Origin of the sequence: Rhodanobacter thiooxydans (genome assembly GCF_030291135.1) — a bacterium.
Lineage (GTDB): Bacteria > Pseudomonadota > Gammaproteobacteria > Xanthomonadales > Rhodanobacteraceae > Rhodanobacter > Rhodanobacter thiooxydans_A.
In genome coordinates, this window is record NZ_CP127409.1 from 3,288,058 (window position 1) to 3,302,329 (window position 14,272).

Consider the following 14,272-nt stretch of genomic DNA (forward strand, 5'->3'; position numbering starts at 1 on the left):
AGCGCCAAATGAAACGTCGCTCTTACTAGGAGTGCGGCCACGGATGGCCGCCTTTTGATCTTTGCTTCTGCGATCAGGGATGATCGCAGTCAATAAACCCTTACACCGCTGCGGCACCACCGACAATCTCGGAAATTTCCTGGGTGATCGCGGCCTGGCGGGCCTTGTTGTAGACCAGGGTCAGTTCGCCGATCACCTTGTTCGCGTTGTCCGACGCGCTCTTCATCGCCACCATGCGCGCGGCGTGCTCGCTGGCCAGGTTCTCCAGCGCCGCCTGGTACACCACCGACTCGATGTAGCGGGTCAGCACGTGCTCCAGCACGGTCTGCGCGTCCGGCTCGTAGATGTAATCCCAGTCGTGGCTCGCTTCCAGCTTGACCCCGGCGTAGGCCGACTCGCCCGCGGCCTGGTGCGCTTCCATTTCCGTGGCCACCAGCGGCAGCGGCAGCAGCGCGTCGATGGTCGGCTTCTGCGTCATGGTGTTGACGAAGTCGTTGTAGGCGAGGAACACGCGGTCCAGGCCGTTGGCCTGGTAGGCGTCCATCATCACCTTGATCACGCCGACCAGCTGTTCGAGCTTCGGCTTCTCGCCGAGGTGGCTGACGCTGCCGACCAGGTTGACACCCTTGATGCGGCGGAAGAACGATACGGCCTTCTGGCCAATCGCCACCACGTCGACCTGCACGCCCTGTTTCTGCCACTCGGCGATCGCCGGCAACAGGCGGCGGAACAGGTTGGAGTTGAGGCCGCCGCACAGGCCGCGATCGGTCGACACCACGATGTAGCCGACCCGCGCCACGGCCTCGCGCTGGACCAGGAACGGATGGCTGAAGTCAGTGCTGGCCTGCGCCACGTGCGCGATCACCTTGCGCATCGAACGCGCGTACGGGCGCGAGGCCTTCATCAGGTCCTGCGCCTTGCGGATCTTCGAGGCCGAGACCATCTCGAGCGCGCGCGTCACCTTGCGCATGTTCTGCGTGCTCTTGATCTTGGTTTTGATTTCGCGTCCGCTGGCCATGCTCTACTCGCTCGCTTTGCTCACTCGTGGGAATCGGGAATGGGAGATCGGGAATGGTTCAAGGCGTGGCGCGAGGCGCCGTTGCTGTTCCGATTCCCGACTCCCGATTCTCTATTCCCGGCTCCTGATTACCAGCTGCCGGTCTTCTTGTACTCGTCCAGCGAGGCCTTGAAGACGGCCTCGATGTCCTTGTCCCAGTTGCCGGTGGCCACGATGGTCTTCATCAAGTCCGCGTGGTTCTGGTGCATGAACGCGTGCAGGCCCTTCTCGAACGGCAGCACCTGGTTCACCGGCAGGTCGTCCAGGTAGCCCTGCTCGGCGGCGTAGACCGACAGCGCCAGCTCCGCGATCGACAGCGGTGCGTACTGCTTCTGCTTCATCAGCTCGGTGACGCGCTGGCCGCGGTCCAGCTGCGCGCGGGTGGCCGGGTCCAGGTCCGAAGCGAACTGCGCGAACGCGGCCAGCTCGCGGAACTGCGCCAGGGCCAGCTTCACGCCGCCGGACAGCTTCTTGACGATCTTGGTCTGCGCGGCGCCGCCGACGCGGGACACCGAAATACCGGCGTTCACGGCCGGGCGGATGCCGGCGTTGAACAGGTCGGTCTCCAGGAAGATCTGGCCGTCGGTGATCGAGATCACGTTGGTCGGCACGAATGCGGAGACGTCGCCGCCCTGGGTCTCGATGATCGGCAGCGCGGTGAGCGATCCGGTCTTGCCCTTCACGGCGCCGTTGGTGAACTTCTCGACGTATTCCTCGGACACGCGCGAAGCGCGCTCGAGCAGTCGCGAGTGGAGATAGAACACGTCGCCCGGATACGCCTCGCGGCCCGGCGGGCGCTTCAGCAGCAGCGAGATCTGGCGATAGGCCACGGCCTGCTTGGACAGGTCGTCATAGACGATCAGCGCGTCTTCGCCGCGGTCGCGGAAGTACTCGCCCATCGCGCAGCCGGAGTACGGCGCGACGTACTGCAGCGCGGCCGACTCGGACGCCGAGGCGACCACGATGATGGTGTTGGCCAGCGCGCCGTTCTCGTCGAGCTTGCGCACCACGTTGGCGATCGACGAACGCTTCTGGCCGATCGCGACGTAGATGCACTTAATGCCGGAATCCTTCTGCGCGATGATCGCGTCGATCGCCAGCGCGGTCTTGCCGGTCTGGCGGTCGCCGATGATCAGCTCGCGCTGGCCGCGGCCGACCGGGATCATCGCGTCGACCGACTTGTAGCCGGTCTGCAGCGGCTGGTCGACCGACTTGCGCCAGATCACGCCCGGCGCGACCTTCTCGATCGGCGCGTTGAGCTTGGCGTTGAGCGGGCCCTTGCCGTCGATCGGGTTGCCCAGCGCGTCAACGACGCGGCCGAGCAGCTCCGGGCCGACCGGCACTTCGAGGATGCGGCCGGTGGTCTTGGCAGTGTCGCCTTCGCGCAGGTGCTGGTATTCACCGAGCACCACCGCGCCGACCGAGTCGCGCTCGAGGTTCAGCGCCAGCGCGAACGCGTTGCCCGGCAGCTCGATCATTTCGCCCTGCATCACATCGGCCAGGCCGTGGATGCGCACGATGCCGTCGGACACGCTGATGATCGTGCCCTCGTTGCGCGCTTCCGCGCCGAGCTTGAACTGCTCGATGCGGCTCTTGATCAGTTCGCTGATCTCGGACGGATTCAGTGTTGTGCTGGACATGGTTGCCTATCCCGAAATTGAATTCTCTTTTGAAGAGTCCAGCATGGAGCCGGGTTTTGCTCTTCGCGAAACGGACTTCGCTTGAAACTAATGGCTCAGCGTGCTGGCCAGCTTCGCCAGTCGACCGCGGGCGGAGCCGTCGATCACTTCGCTGCCGGTATCGATCACCACACCAGCCAGCAGCGAGGCATCGACTCGGGTTTCCAGTTCGATCTCGCGCTTGAAACGGCGCTTCAGCGAGGCTTTGAGCTGCTCGGACTGCGCCGCGTCCAGCGCCATCGCGCTGGTCACCTTGACCAGCAGCTGCGACTCGGACTCACGCTTGAACGCCTCGAACAGTTCCGCCGTTTCCGGCAGCAGCGCCAGCCGGCGCTGCTCGGCCATCTCGGCAAGGAAGTGCCCGAACGGGCTGTCAGCGGCCACGCCGGCGGGCAGATGCAGCGCCACCAGCTGCGCCGGCAGCACCCGCGGATCGTTGCCGAAGCCGGCCACGCGCGGGTCCTTCGCCACCGCGGCGGCGAACGCCAGCGCCTGCGACCATGCGGCCAGCGAACCGGCCGCATGCGCCACTTCAAACGCGGCACGGGCGTACGGGCGAGCGAGGGTGATTGCCTGGGCCATGGATCAAAGACCTGCCGCGAGCTGGTCGAGCAGGGCCTTGTGCGTGGAGGCATCAACCTCGCGCTGCACGATCTTGCTGGCGCCCTGCACGGCCAGCGCGCCAACCTGCTCGCGCAGCTGGTCGCGCGCGCGCTGTGCCATCGAGGCGATGTCGTCCTGCGCCGCCGCCTTCAGCCGGTTGATCTCGCTGACTGCTTCGCCACGGGCCTTGTCGATGATCTGGTTGGCCTGCTGCTGGGCCTTGTCGATGATCTCCGAGGCCTGCTGGCGTGCCTGCTTGATCTCGCCGGCCACCTTCACGTCCGCGCTCTTCAGCTCGGCGTGGGCGCGCTCGGCGGCATTCAGGCCCTCGGCGATCTTGATCTGGCGATCTTCGATGGCCTTGTTGATGTGCGGCCAGATGAAGTGGACGCTGAACCAGATCAGGATGGCGAACGAAATCATTTCGCCAATCAAGGTCGCGTTGAAATTCATCGCTGCGTTACCTGTAGTTGCTGTGTATTACGGGCAAACACGCCGAAGCGTCATTGCGGGAATGCGGCGCCGCCGAAGCGGCGCCGTGAGCCGATCGATCAGTGACCGGCTGCAGCGGTGGCAGCGCTCATCACGTTCGACAGCAGCGGGTTCGCCACGGCGAAGTACATCGCCAGCGCCACGCCGATCAGGAACGCGGCGTCGATCAGGCCGGCCAGCAGGAACATGCGGCCCTGCAGCAGCGGCACCAGCTCCGGCTGACGCGCAGCGGCTTCAAGGAACTTCGAACCCATGACGCCGATACCGATACAGGCACCAAGCGCGCCGAGGCCGATGATCAGGCCCAGTGCAATGGCGGTGAAAGACTGGACTTGAGCAATGTGAGCGATGAGTTCCACGACGATCTCCTGAGAAATTCAAACTGAAATGGACAAAGCGGTTGAAGCGAAAAGTTCGAGGTACGCGGATCAGTGGTGATCGTGTGCCATCGAGATGTACACGATCGTCAGCACCATGAAGATGAACGCCTGGATCGAGATGATCAGGATGTGGAAGATGCCCCACACCGTGTAGCCGATGATGCCCGCGCCGTACAGCGCCCAACCCGCCAGGCCGGCGCCGGCGCTGAACAGACCGGCGATCAGCATGAACACCAGCTCGCCCGCGTACATGTTGCCGAACAGTCGCATCGCCAGGCTCACCGGCTTGGAGGCCAGCTCGACCAGGTTCAGTGCAAAGTTCGGCAGCCACAGCAGCGGATGCTTGCCAAACGGCGCGGTGAACAACTCGTGCATGTAGCCGCCGGCGCCCTTGGCCTTGAAGCTGTAGAAGATGATCAGCACGAACACCGTCAGCGACATCGCGAAGGTCATGTTGATGTCGGCGGTGGGCACGGCGCGGAAGTGGCCGATGCCGAACTTTTCGGTGATCCACGGCAGCAGGTCGACCGGCAGCAGGTCCATTGCGTTCATCAGGAACACCCAGACGAACACGGTCAGCGCCAGCGGGCCCAGCACGCGGCGGTCGCCATGGAACACATCCTTGACCTGGCCGTCGACGAACTCCAGCACGATCTCGACGAAGGCCTGCCCCTTGCCCGGCACGCCGGCCGTGGCCTTGCGCGCCTTCAGCCAGAACCACAGGCAGAACAGCACGCCCAGCGCCAGCGACACGGTGACCGAGTCGACATGCACCGCCCAGAAACCGCCCTCGCTGGTGTGCGGGGTGAGGTGGGTCAGATGGTGCTGGATGTATTCGGTAAGACCGCCAGTCGGCTCGCTTGCCATGGATCAACCCTTGAATCTGAACGCCAGCAGATAAACCGCGTAAGCCGCCGCCAACCCCGTGATGGCGGCCAGCGGTGGCAACTTGAATTGGAACAGGATCACGACCAGCCCCCCGACGATCACGATCCATTTCAGGAACATGCCCGTCAGCAGGCGGCTCAACGCCAGGCCCGCCCCGCCGAGGCCGCTGAAGAATCGCGTCGACATCAACGCGGTACCCAGCGCCACCATCGCCGCGCCTGCCGCCGCCGACACCGCTTCACGGTGCCCCAGCGTCAGAAACACGAGGCCAGCCAGCAACGCCACCGCAAGCTGCAGCAGGACGATGCGCAAGGCGAGACGTCGACCAGAGGCAAGACTGTTGAGCACGTAGCGTCTCCGCGCGGCCTGCACCAGGCGGCACCGATACAGCTGCGGGCCACGATCCAATCCGCAAAAGTATATCAGTGCGGCAATTGCAGGAACAAGCCGTGCGGCCTGCGGCATCGTGCCCACAAGGCCAAATCCACTGTCTGATCGCCTGCCAGCCCATTGCCGCTGCACATGTTCTTGCGACGGCACACACAAACAGGGCCGAACACAAGGTTCGGCCCTGCTTCATTGCATATCGCACGACGGTACCGCGGAAATTACTTGGCGGCAGCCTTCTTGGCAGCGGCGACCGGCGCGGCAACCGCGTCATTGGCGGCCTGGCGCTGTTCCTGCACGAGCGCATTCAGCGACTCGGCAGTCTTCTGGGTGACCGCCAGGACTTCCTGCGAAACCGCCACTGCGCGCTCGGCATTCTCGCGGCTCAGGCTGACGCCCTTTTCCCACAGGCTGCGCAGGCCATTGATGTCACGCGTCTCCAGTGCCTCGGCGACGAACTCGGCGGAGACCTTGCTCTGCTCCTCGAGCGCCTTGAGCTGCAGCTCGGCCACCGTCTCCAGACCCTTCAGGGCCAGCGACTGGGCCTTGAAGGCACTGTCGGTGAACTGCTTGGTGAAGGCAAAAAGCTGGTTGTTGAGTTGCTGCGTCATGACGTTGTCCTCGTTGAGGATGGGGTAGTGGCAGGCACTCTAACAGCACTTTTTGTGCATTGCAATATATTTTTTGAGGTCTACTTGCGTTGTAAGAAAATATTCATTTAGAAACGCCAGTTTATGGCGCTTCGATGAAACATTGCGACGCGTCAAAGACTGTCGCGGCTACAACTCGCGCCCGACGTGCAGGTCTCGTGCACCACCACCTTGTCCAGCCCCACCAGGCGCGGCTGCAGGCGCTGCCAGATCCAGCGCGCCAGCGTCTCGCTGGTCGGGTTCTCCAGTCCTTCGATCTCATTGAGGTAGTGATGGTCGAGCTGGTCGAACAGCGGCGCGAAGGCCGCCTTCACGTCGGCGAAGTCCATCACCCAGCCCAACTGCGGGTCCGGCTCGCCGGCCACATGGATCTCGACCCGGAACGAATGCCCGTGCAGCCGTGCGCATTTGTGCCCGGCCGGCACGTTCGGCAGCCGATGCGCCGCCTCGAGCTGGAATACCTTGAAGATGTGCATGGCGTAGGCCTGCGTGATGCGATGGATGGACCGGCGGAAGGGTACACGCCCGGTTCTTGGTGGTATCTGGACGTCTTCGGACAGGCAGATGGTGGCTATGGGTGGACTCGAACCACCGACCATTATGAGAGATAGAACGATGGGATACACAGAACGTCGTAATTTTACACGGACCTTCAAAAACATTCCTTGGCAAACCTGCCAAAGATGAGGCCAAGAGCCATTTCTTACCCAACTTTGTAATTCGCATCAATCTAACGAAGAACTCGGCCAAGGAAGACGTGCCGACACCTAAGGGAGATCTAAGTGGTCTAGCGTCTGTCACAAAGATTGCCGGGCTCCGACCAAAGGACTAACCTGCAGAAACCCCGTACAGACCTCCTACCGCCCTGAGCAACCCGGCCCATATCCAAGACCGCGGCGACACGCAATTGGTGTCCGACTGGAACACACGGCCAGCGGGCAAACTTCTCAATGCGCTGGACCATGGCCACGACGTCCCACAAGCTTGGCGGGCGACCGTGGCCAGGGCCCTGCTCGTCGTCTGGGAGGGGCTGTCGGAACATGACCGGACCACCCTCAAGCACATGTCGGCTCGGATCCGTGGGGGCTGGAACGATCTGGTCGCATGGTCCCAGCAGGCCCAACAAAACCAAATAGTCGCCCTTGGCGAAGCGGACGATACGCATCCGGTCGTCAATACGCTCATTGAGTGCGCGAGAACGGCACTTCCACCCCCAGGAGTTCGACTGCTCATCGCCCTGATGTGCGAGACAGCATTGTCGCCGTACCGACCCAGCACTCGGATCCGTAAACTTTCGTCAAAAATTCGCGGTGCGATGGAGATTCGTGGAAGGGAGCGCAGAAACGACCTGCCCATGCTGCTCGGCAGCTGCCGAACCCTGTCCCAGATGTACGCAGTCGTCGAGTCCTACATCAACGTTTCCGACGAAACCAGCAATGCGGTACTCGATGTCGGATTCAAGAAGTTGTGGGAGGCGTGGCTGGCATCCACGTTGCGCGGATGGTTGCACGATAGTCGGGCCCGCCTGAGCGTCATTCAACCGCATGTCCTTCTACCTTCTCTCGAAGCCACGGACATTCCCGTGGATTCCAACAACGATGCCGAACCCGACGATGTCCTCGAGCTCCCCGCTGGCCTAAGTGATCCATACGAACCGGGGGAGCCACCGCGGCGCCTGGCTACTGAATGGGCGCGCGCGCGCGTTCATTGCCTGACCCGGCAAAGCCATCCGGACATACTCTCTCCACCGAGCCATTTCGCTCCGACCGAAGTCGTCGCAAGGCTTGCTCACCAAGCCACCAAACAAGCGACACAACTGCAAGCCACCGGACAACATCGAGAGTCCGAGCCATTTGTCGCATTCCTTCTTTTGTTGGCCGCGGGACTGCGAGAGCCTGACCTTATGTCAGTGACGTGGGGATGCGGAGCTGAGGGAAAGCCCTACATGGAATGGGATCATCCGTTCCTGCACCGTCCGGTCGTTCGGCCACCGAGCGCCGTGAATCCGGACGAGTCACTTGCCGCATGGATAGTACCCACGGCTAGCCATGTTCTATGGCCCCTACCGCAGGTGCTACGAGGCCTGTTGGCGGGCTTGACTGAAGGAGCGGCCCCAATGCGAGGCGCCCCGGTACTCCCTTGGCTGACAGGGACTGAAGAACCAATCTACCGATTGAACGGAGTCATCCGCAGCCTCCAGCCAAAACTTCACCTAGGCGCGGCTACCTGCCGCTCGGTGATGGCGTCAGAACTTGCCTTGGCGCTGGGCCCTGATGTGGCACAGCTCGCCATGAATGACACTTTTGCGATGTCGTCAGCCTCCGTGTACTACACCGCACCGCAACAGGCTCAACTGGTATCCCATGTAGCCCGAATTCAGTCGCAATGGTTTCCCCATGACGCGAACTCCACGCCGCTCGTCGTGGCACCGGAGGGCCATGTTGGCTCGAGACTCGTCCTTACCGACACGGCTGCGAAACGCTGGCCCGTGCTCCTGCGCCACAGCATGCGGTCATATTCACACCGCAACGACGCGACACGCATTGATGCGTGGCGTTGTCACCGAGACTTCCTCGGCGCTGCTTTGGCGGCCGCCACGGGCCACCGACCTGTTGATGCCATCGGCGACATACGGTTGCATGATGTCATTCCCGAATACGGACTCGTCGTCCTCAGGGACAAGATGGTCGATCCACTCAGAGCCGTGCGCGTAGCCGCGACCGGAATGCACTGGGTGACAGAGCTGCGCGGGTTTCTGGATCGGCTCGTTGCACTCGCAGCCGACAACGATGACTCCGAGGAGGCCCAACTGGCACGCGCGATCCTCCGTTCCGAAGCCCCGCTCTTCGAAACGCCCAACGCCAAAGCTTCAGGGCGCTTCACCGCAGCGCGTCTACGCGAAACCATGCCCGAACCACTTCGGAATTATCCCAACCACTACCGACATCGACTGAACCAACAACTTCAATATGCGAATGTCGATCCCGAACTTCGCTTCGCACAGCTCGGATGGGTGGTCTCGGCGGCCCACGCGACAGCCGATCTTTCGCCGATGTCGGCCCGGGATATTGCCATTCGGGTCGGGCCGGCTATCGACACGATGCTCCTGCGCGATGGCTGGTTCGGTTCCAGTCACAGGATCTCCCCATGGCACTGGAATGACGTACCGCTGCCGCCTCTTCGCAACTGGCAGTCGGTCGCGCTGGAACACAACGAGGCCCACCGACTAGAGGTGAAAAGAGTTCGTACAGCCCTTCATGAAAGGGGGAGGGAGACCCTGAACGCCGTGCGGCCCCGATTACGGGACGCAATTCAAGAGTTCCTGCCCGGAGTTCTGCTCGACGACGACGGAAAGCGCCTCGCACGGTCGCCCAAGACAGCAAGTTCCAAACCGATACTGATCGATGAAAGCCTCTGCGCTCTCATTGAGGGAAGGGTCCACGAACGCGGCAACGATCATTCTCCCAATGCACTTGAACGGATGATTACGCGTATCGAGCTGTCAAAACTCATCAAGAAGTCACACCACGACGGCCTGACGGAGGGTTTCATTCCGCGCCGCCCTTTCCTGAGCTTTACCTCCGAGCCCTCGCCGTTCTTGTCGGGACTCGGCACCGCCGTGCGACATTCCGAGCTCATTCGCGAGCACATCCTGCAACGCTGTCGCCTTGATCAACCCCATGATCGCGGCCCACTGGCGTACCTGGCGACCATCCTCTTCTCTCCATATCGGCACGCACACTTGGCCGAAGGCGCATTGAAGTCCGCATCCGATGCAATACGTAGCCAGGCCCCGGGGGACTGGCTACGCGTTGATGCGACCGTGCAACGCAAACTCACGCCAATGGTATTCAGCGGCATTCCTGCGCTCTTGCTGTGGCGCAGGGGTAAGGAGGCCCCAACAGCGCCCCCGCCGACACCCGATCGCCTAAACACTTGGTTGAAGCGAATTTTGCCTGCGGTGCTTATGACCGGGGACGGAAATATGCTGGCATCCGTGATCGACGCAGCCCAGACAGCCGGACGCATCGAACTCAGCGGCCCGGAACGATTGCTCATGCTCGGCGTCACCGAGTTGACGTCTGTTCCATCTTTGCGGTCTGCTGCCGCCGACGGCCAGTGGCCTATCCGCACGCAGGTCATTGCTGACGGCTCTACGACCCATCCCGCCCCAAGGCGGCGCGACCGGGATCAGGAGCCAACATCTCCAGCAGCAACCCAATTCAGCTACCGCGATCTGACCAAGTGGCTGAACCCCTCTCTATTGCCACACCTGCTGGGTAAGCGGACGGGCAAAAACCACGGTGTGCGACAGGCGCTGATTCGGCACTTGGAACAGGTGCTTACAGAGGCGGACTCACACGCCAATCTCGGTCTCGTTGTCGGTTTCGCGATTCATCGCCTGCGCTACGGCGGCCTGAAAAAGGACTCGCTCACGATCAGCTCGGTCCAAACCAACGTGACCCGGTTTGCCCATGCATTGCTTGAAATTGCAGGTGCACGACCGATCCTCGGCATGGACGACGAGACCCTCGTGAATGTCTACCTGGGAGTCCTGCAGTCCAAGACAGCGAAGTCCCGCCCCCTCACCATGGAAACGCTGTGCCAATTCCACGAATTCCTTGTCGTAGCCCACGGCATGGAGCCGATGGTCTATGCCGAGTTGGCTTCCTTCGCGGGTAACCGGAAGGATGGTGTCGATCCCGGCTTGCTCACGCTGGCTGAGAGGGAGGCCGTCTATGACGAACTCGTCTCTGACCTGCGTGCCGAGAGCGATCGCACCGATGCATCTCCAGAATTCTGCCGCATCGCGGAGCTGCGTATCGTGCTCTTTGCATTGCTCGACGCCGCCGCAATCCGGCCCGACTCAACCCACGGACTGCTGCTGGACGACGTCATGCTGTTCGAAGGTGGGCGCGACTTCCTACACATTCACAAAACGGGCGGCTATGGGAAGGCCAAGACAGAAACGACTCTCGGGTTTGTGCCTCTTGAGGGTGCGCTGTGGAATCGTGCACGCGCTCGGGTCGTTGCTTGGCTGGAGACAGAACACCAGTGCCTCCCTGCCAATGCGCCGCGAAACATTCCACTGTTTGCTGAAGAGCCCGGGAGTGGCCGCCGTTTTCGGGCTGAAGTACTTCTGCGAAGGATTGGGGAACTCATTCGCTGGGCCAGTGACGAGCCTTTGGCCAAGACCTACTGGTTGCGCAAAACAGGAATCCAGGCGCGACATCGGGCCACGTATGCCGATGGATGCATGGCCCGCGATGTGATGGCAATCATGCGCCAAAGCGGGCACGCGACCATCAACACACCGTTGACGAACTATCTTCACGACCCTGCCACGCCCTTGGTCCACAGCTTGAGAGAGGGTCGCCAGACATCACGTGCCGATCTTCTTGCGATCACCAAACTGGCGGCGGCTCCGCTGGACATGGCTTGGCAAAGGAGTGGAGGCGCCACCAGCGAGGCGCGGCTCAGTGTCGTGTTTGACCGCGTAAAGATCCCGCGCACAGATATCCCGGATCGCGCCTACTCGGCGCCACCGCCGGCACGTCACAACCTGCACTTGCTGCCCCTGCACATAGACCGCTTTGCACGGGCGATGCAGCAAGGAAGGCAAACGAATGACGCCGCCTTGGAGGTCGGTCTCACTGAACGACAAGTGGAACGTTTGCATAAGGCCGCCTGTGACTTGATCAGCCAACGCGGATGCGTGCCGTGGCACATTGCCGAACTGCTTCATCGCCGGGCGGTCATGACGATTCCGCGCAACTTTCCCGGGACGGAGATGTTTCTTTCGGCGCTGGAACAGATGCCCTCGGCAGAATTGCAACAACTGGCCAGCGCGTGGGTCCAGGCCGGCCATGCCGAGCGGCTTGTCCGGAAAGACACTGGCATCATGCCGCTCAACGGACCAGACTCCGCCGATATTGCAGAGCAGGTCTTCAGAGCATTGAACGTCCCGAAGAGCCTGCTTGTGGTGAGCAAGGAGCAGCCCATTCCGTGCGTCACGCTCACGGCCCAGCGGACCAAGCAGTCCAGGCGCTTAGATCCAACCACGCCCCTCAGCGCACTGAGGTGGCTGCTGGCCATCGTTTGGCTGCATCAACGCATGCTGTACACAAAGTCATAACCTTCGTTTTGGGACTCAGCAACGCGGCACGGGCACCGGGTCAATGCATCGCATGCACGCGCTGCTGCAATCTGATCGCGTCTTTCGCCTATCAGCAGCCCCCGGCGTCCCACTGCCATTCGCCGAAAGCATCCAGGGTACGCTTGGCTTGGAGATGCACTCGCCGGCCATCATCGTACGTGCGGTAGCAACTTCCGTTGACACATTTGGTATGGCAACTGGTTCTGCCAGGCACATTGGCAGGCTGTGGATACAGCGTTCCGGGCGAACTCTTTCGGGCCAAGGGACGAGCGGTGGGACGGGGGAAAGCTGGGCTGCTGGGCGGACTTCTGGAATCGATTGGCCAGGTTTCCAGTCGCGTGACAGCTGCTGGGCTTTCTGGACGTCAGGGTTGCTGAGTCGCTCGGCAATCTCCTGGCGAATACCTGGGGCTTCCTGATCGCCTGCGCCAGCCGCAAGGTTCATCCACGCGTAGCCCGTCATCAGCGATGACGCTACACCGACTCCATTCGCGTATCGCACGCCGAGATTTCGCTGTGCCAATGCATGGCCCTGTTCGGCAGCCTTGCGGTACCAAGAGTTGGCCTGAACATCATCCTTCGGCACAACGTATCCGTTCGCATAGCGAATTTCGCATTGATGGTCGGTATCGGGATGTAGGGAGGAGCTGCGGGAAAGCATGCCTTCCATGTTGGTTCGTCCTAGCGTGATTGTTGGCATGAACCCGGCGGATTCCTTGATGCCGCCGAAACAGCAGCTCGACGCATCGAGGTGGTTGTTGAGCCCGAACCTCTTCGATAGCGGGTGGCACAAGACCAAGCTCGTCATATCGGCGGGTCACGGCAAAAGTTTAGGCGCCGTGCGCATCGGTGGTTTTCGTCGCAGGTGGTGTCCATCATAGGTGTGCACAACGAACGACCAGTGGCAGAAACTCATGCGCTTGGGTAGAAAGCCACTGATGTAACTGGGGCATTTCCCCGATCGGGAGCAGACCAGAGCCGCTAGGCTGGCTACCTGTAGCTGATTACCGACATCGCAGGGAACGCTCCCCACCATGACAATGCCAAGCTTCACCATACCGTTGGGCCAGGAAGGTTGTGACCCAGCAGATTGCGTGATCGATCCGAATCGACTTGCCTGCGCAAAGCCGATTATCGACGGCTTGATTGCCACCCTTCCCACAGGTTGCCGCATATCCAACATCACCCTGCGGGGCACTGACCTGATACTGCTGATCTCACCAGCGCCTGAACACACGTGGGACATGACATCCTGCCATGAAGCAACCGCCGAAGCATGTGATTGTGTACACCGCGCAGATAAAGAACTCCGCGAAAATGCGCAAAAAACCACGGCGCTGCCTCCCTTGAAAGTTGCCTGTGTCACGAAGCCTTCGCTTCAAATACTCAAGGCACTGTGCGCTGGCGCCCAGCAAGGGATCACTGTCAGTTACGAATATCTAGGCCACAAAGCCACGCTACCCAGGCCCCGCCCGGAAGACTTTCCGGACATCAAACCGGCGAAAGAGAGCAAACCAGTTCGAATTCCAGCGACGTTGATCAGCGGCTTCTACGTGGGTGAACACGCCGCCGAGAGCTGTATCCTTTTGACCAACAAAATCTTCATAAACGTGAAAATGGCGAGGGAAGAGCTTTTTGAAATCGCCCGGCGAGGACTGGTGTTTGAAGGGTCCATCAGGGAAACCACCGAGCGGAATGTATGGGCGGTGGCCAGCGCATACCGCATCGGCGACAAGACGTACGAGTTCTAGATTAATAGAGAACATCGTTGCAGCGTGCTGGTGGCGCAACGCTCCCGACACCGTTGCGAGCATCCATTTTCTAGGCTGCGTCTCAGGTGTTGGCACAGGGTCCCAGACCAGTTAGGTGGATATTAAGTAAGCGTCACAAGTGCGGCGCCCACGGTTACCGTTATGCATGGCTTCCTTCGTTGAGTAGGGTTGTTCATCGACGACTGGGCCTCTGCCTAAATCATATAAA

12 protein-coding genes are annotated in these 14,272 nt (G+C 61.4%); 2 read left to right on the forward strand and 10 right to left on the reverse strand.

The annotated features are described in order from the left end of the window. Nucleotides 1–100: 100 nt before the first annotated feature. From atpG to queD, 9 genes are all read right to left on the reverse strand, one after another. The gene (atpG, locus tag QQA13_RS15150) at nucleotides 101–1,018 is read right to left on the reverse strand and encodes a F0F1 ATP synthase subunit gamma (RefSeq protein WP_108471840.1); all 918 of its coding nucleotides are present in this window, start codon (nucleotides 1,016–1,018) and stop codon (nucleotides 101–103) included. A gap of 128 nt (nucleotides 1,019–1,146) precedes the next feature. After that, nucleotides 1,147–2,697: a F0F1 ATP synthase subunit alpha gene (gene atpA, locus QQA13_RS15155; RefSeq protein WP_108471841.1), complete on the reverse strand. Its 1,551-nt coding sequence runs from the start codon at nucleotides 2,695–2,697 to the stop codon at nucleotides 1,147–1,149. Between the two features lie 87 nt (nucleotides 2,698–2,784). Beyond that, nucleotides 2,785–3,318 carry a F0F1 ATP synthase subunit delta gene (locus tag QQA13_RS15160; RefSeq protein ID WP_108471842.1) on the reverse strand — a complete coding sequence of 178 codons (534 nt, stop codon included), beginning with the start codon at nucleotides 3,316–3,318 and terminating at the stop codon, nucleotides 2,785–2,787. A gap of 3 nt (nucleotides 3,319–3,321) precedes the next feature. Then, nucleotides 3,322–3,792, reverse strand: coding sequence for a F0F1 ATP synthase subunit B (locus QQA13_RS15165; protein ID WP_108471843.1), 471 nt, complete (start codon nucleotides 3,790–3,792; stop codon nucleotides 3,322–3,324). Between the two features lie 98 nt (nucleotides 3,793–3,890). Beyond that, the gene (gene atpE / locus QQA13_RS15170) at nucleotides 3,891–4,190 is read right to left on the reverse strand and encodes a F0F1 ATP synthase subunit C (protein ID WP_108471844.1); all 300 of its coding nucleotides are present in this window, start codon (nucleotides 4,188–4,190) and stop codon (nucleotides 3,891–3,893) included. A gap of 69 nt (nucleotides 4,191–4,259) precedes the next feature. Further along, nucleotides 4,260–5,078 carry a F0F1 ATP synthase subunit A gene (gene atpB, locus QQA13_RS15175; RefSeq protein ID WP_108471845.1) on the reverse strand — a complete coding sequence of 273 codons (819 nt, stop codon included), beginning with the start codon at nucleotides 5,076–5,078 and terminating at the stop codon, nucleotides 4,260–4,262. 3 nt (nucleotides 5,079–5,081) lie between these two features. Then, nucleotides 5,082–5,447, reverse strand: a complete 366-nt coding sequence (locus tag QQA13_RS15180) for an ATP synthase subunit I (protein ID WP_234411331.1) — start codon at nucleotides 5,445–5,447, stop codon at nucleotides 5,082–5,084. A 260-nt stretch (nucleotides 5,448–5,707) separates the two neighbouring features. Further along, entirely contained in the window at nucleotides 5,708–6,097 is a 390-nt protein-coding gene (locus tag QQA13_RS15185) for a phasin family protein (protein ID WP_108471847.1), read from the reverse strand. A gap of 152 nt (nucleotides 6,098–6,249) precedes the next feature. Further along, nucleotides 6,250–6,612 carry a 6-carboxytetrahydropterin synthase QueD gene (gene queD, locus QQA13_RS15190; RefSeq protein WP_108471848.1) on the reverse strand — a complete coding sequence of 121 codons (363 nt, stop codon included), beginning with the start codon at nucleotides 6,610–6,612 and terminating at the stop codon, nucleotides 6,250–6,252. A 434-nt stretch (nucleotides 6,613–7,046) separates the two neighbouring features. Between queD and QQA13_RS15195 the strand changes: the two genes are divergently transcribed. After that, entirely contained in the window at nucleotides 7,047–12,272 is a 5,226-nt protein-coding gene (locus QQA13_RS15195) for a hypothetical protein (protein WP_159082187.1), read from the forward strand. Between the two features lie 15 nt (nucleotides 12,273–12,287). Here QQA13_RS15195 and QQA13_RS16225 read toward each other — a convergent pair whose 3' ends face one another. Then, entirely contained in the window at nucleotides 12,288–13,100 is an 813-nt protein-coding gene (locus QQA13_RS16225) for a tetratricopeptide repeat protein (protein WP_108471851.1), read from the reverse strand. 286 nt (nucleotides 13,101–13,386) lie between these two features. On the opposite strand from QQA13_RS16225, the gene QQA13_RS15200 reads away from it, so the two are divergent. After that, nucleotides 13,387–14,043, forward strand: a complete 657-nt coding sequence (locus tag QQA13_RS15200) for a hypothetical protein (protein ID WP_159082188.1) — start codon at nucleotides 13,387–13,389, stop codon at nucleotides 14,041–14,043. Nucleotides 14,044–14,272: the final 229 nt, after the last annotated feature.

What these genes read in the sequence shown, in the direction of transcription:
- atpG (WP_108471840.1), bottom strand. Translation starts at nt 1,018, where the DNA reads ATGGCCAGCGGACGCGAAATCAAAACCAAGATCAAGAGCACGCAGAAC.
- atpA (WP_108471841.1), bottom strand. Translation starts at nt 2,697, where the DNA reads ATGTCCAGCACAACACTGAATCCGTCCGAGATCAGCGAACTGATCAAG.
- QQA13_RS15160 (WP_108471842.1), bottom strand. Translation starts at nt 3,318, where the DNA reads ATGGCCCAGGCAATCACCCTCGCTCGCCCGTACGCCCGTGCCGCGTTT.
- QQA13_RS15165 (WP_108471843.1), bottom strand. Translation starts at nt 3,792, where the DNA reads ATGAATTTCAACGCGACCTTGATTGGCGAAATGATTTCGTTCGCCATC.
- atpB (WP_108471845.1), bottom strand. Translation starts at nt 5,078, where the DNA reads ATGGCAAGCGAGCCGACTGGCGGTCTTACCGAATACATCCAGCACCAT.
- QQA13_RS15185 (WP_108471847.1), bottom strand. Translation starts at nt 6,097, where the DNA reads ATGACGCAGCAACTCAACAACCAGCTTTTTGCCTTCACCAAGCAGTTC.
- queD (WP_108471848.1), bottom strand. Translation starts at nt 6,612, where the DNA reads ATGCACATCTTCAAGGTATTCCAGCTCGAGGCGGCGCATCGGCTGCCG.
- QQA13_RS16225 (WP_108471851.1), bottom strand. Translation starts at nt 13,100, where the DNA reads ATGACGAGCTTGGTCTTGTGCCACCCGCTATCGAAGAGGTTCGGGCTC.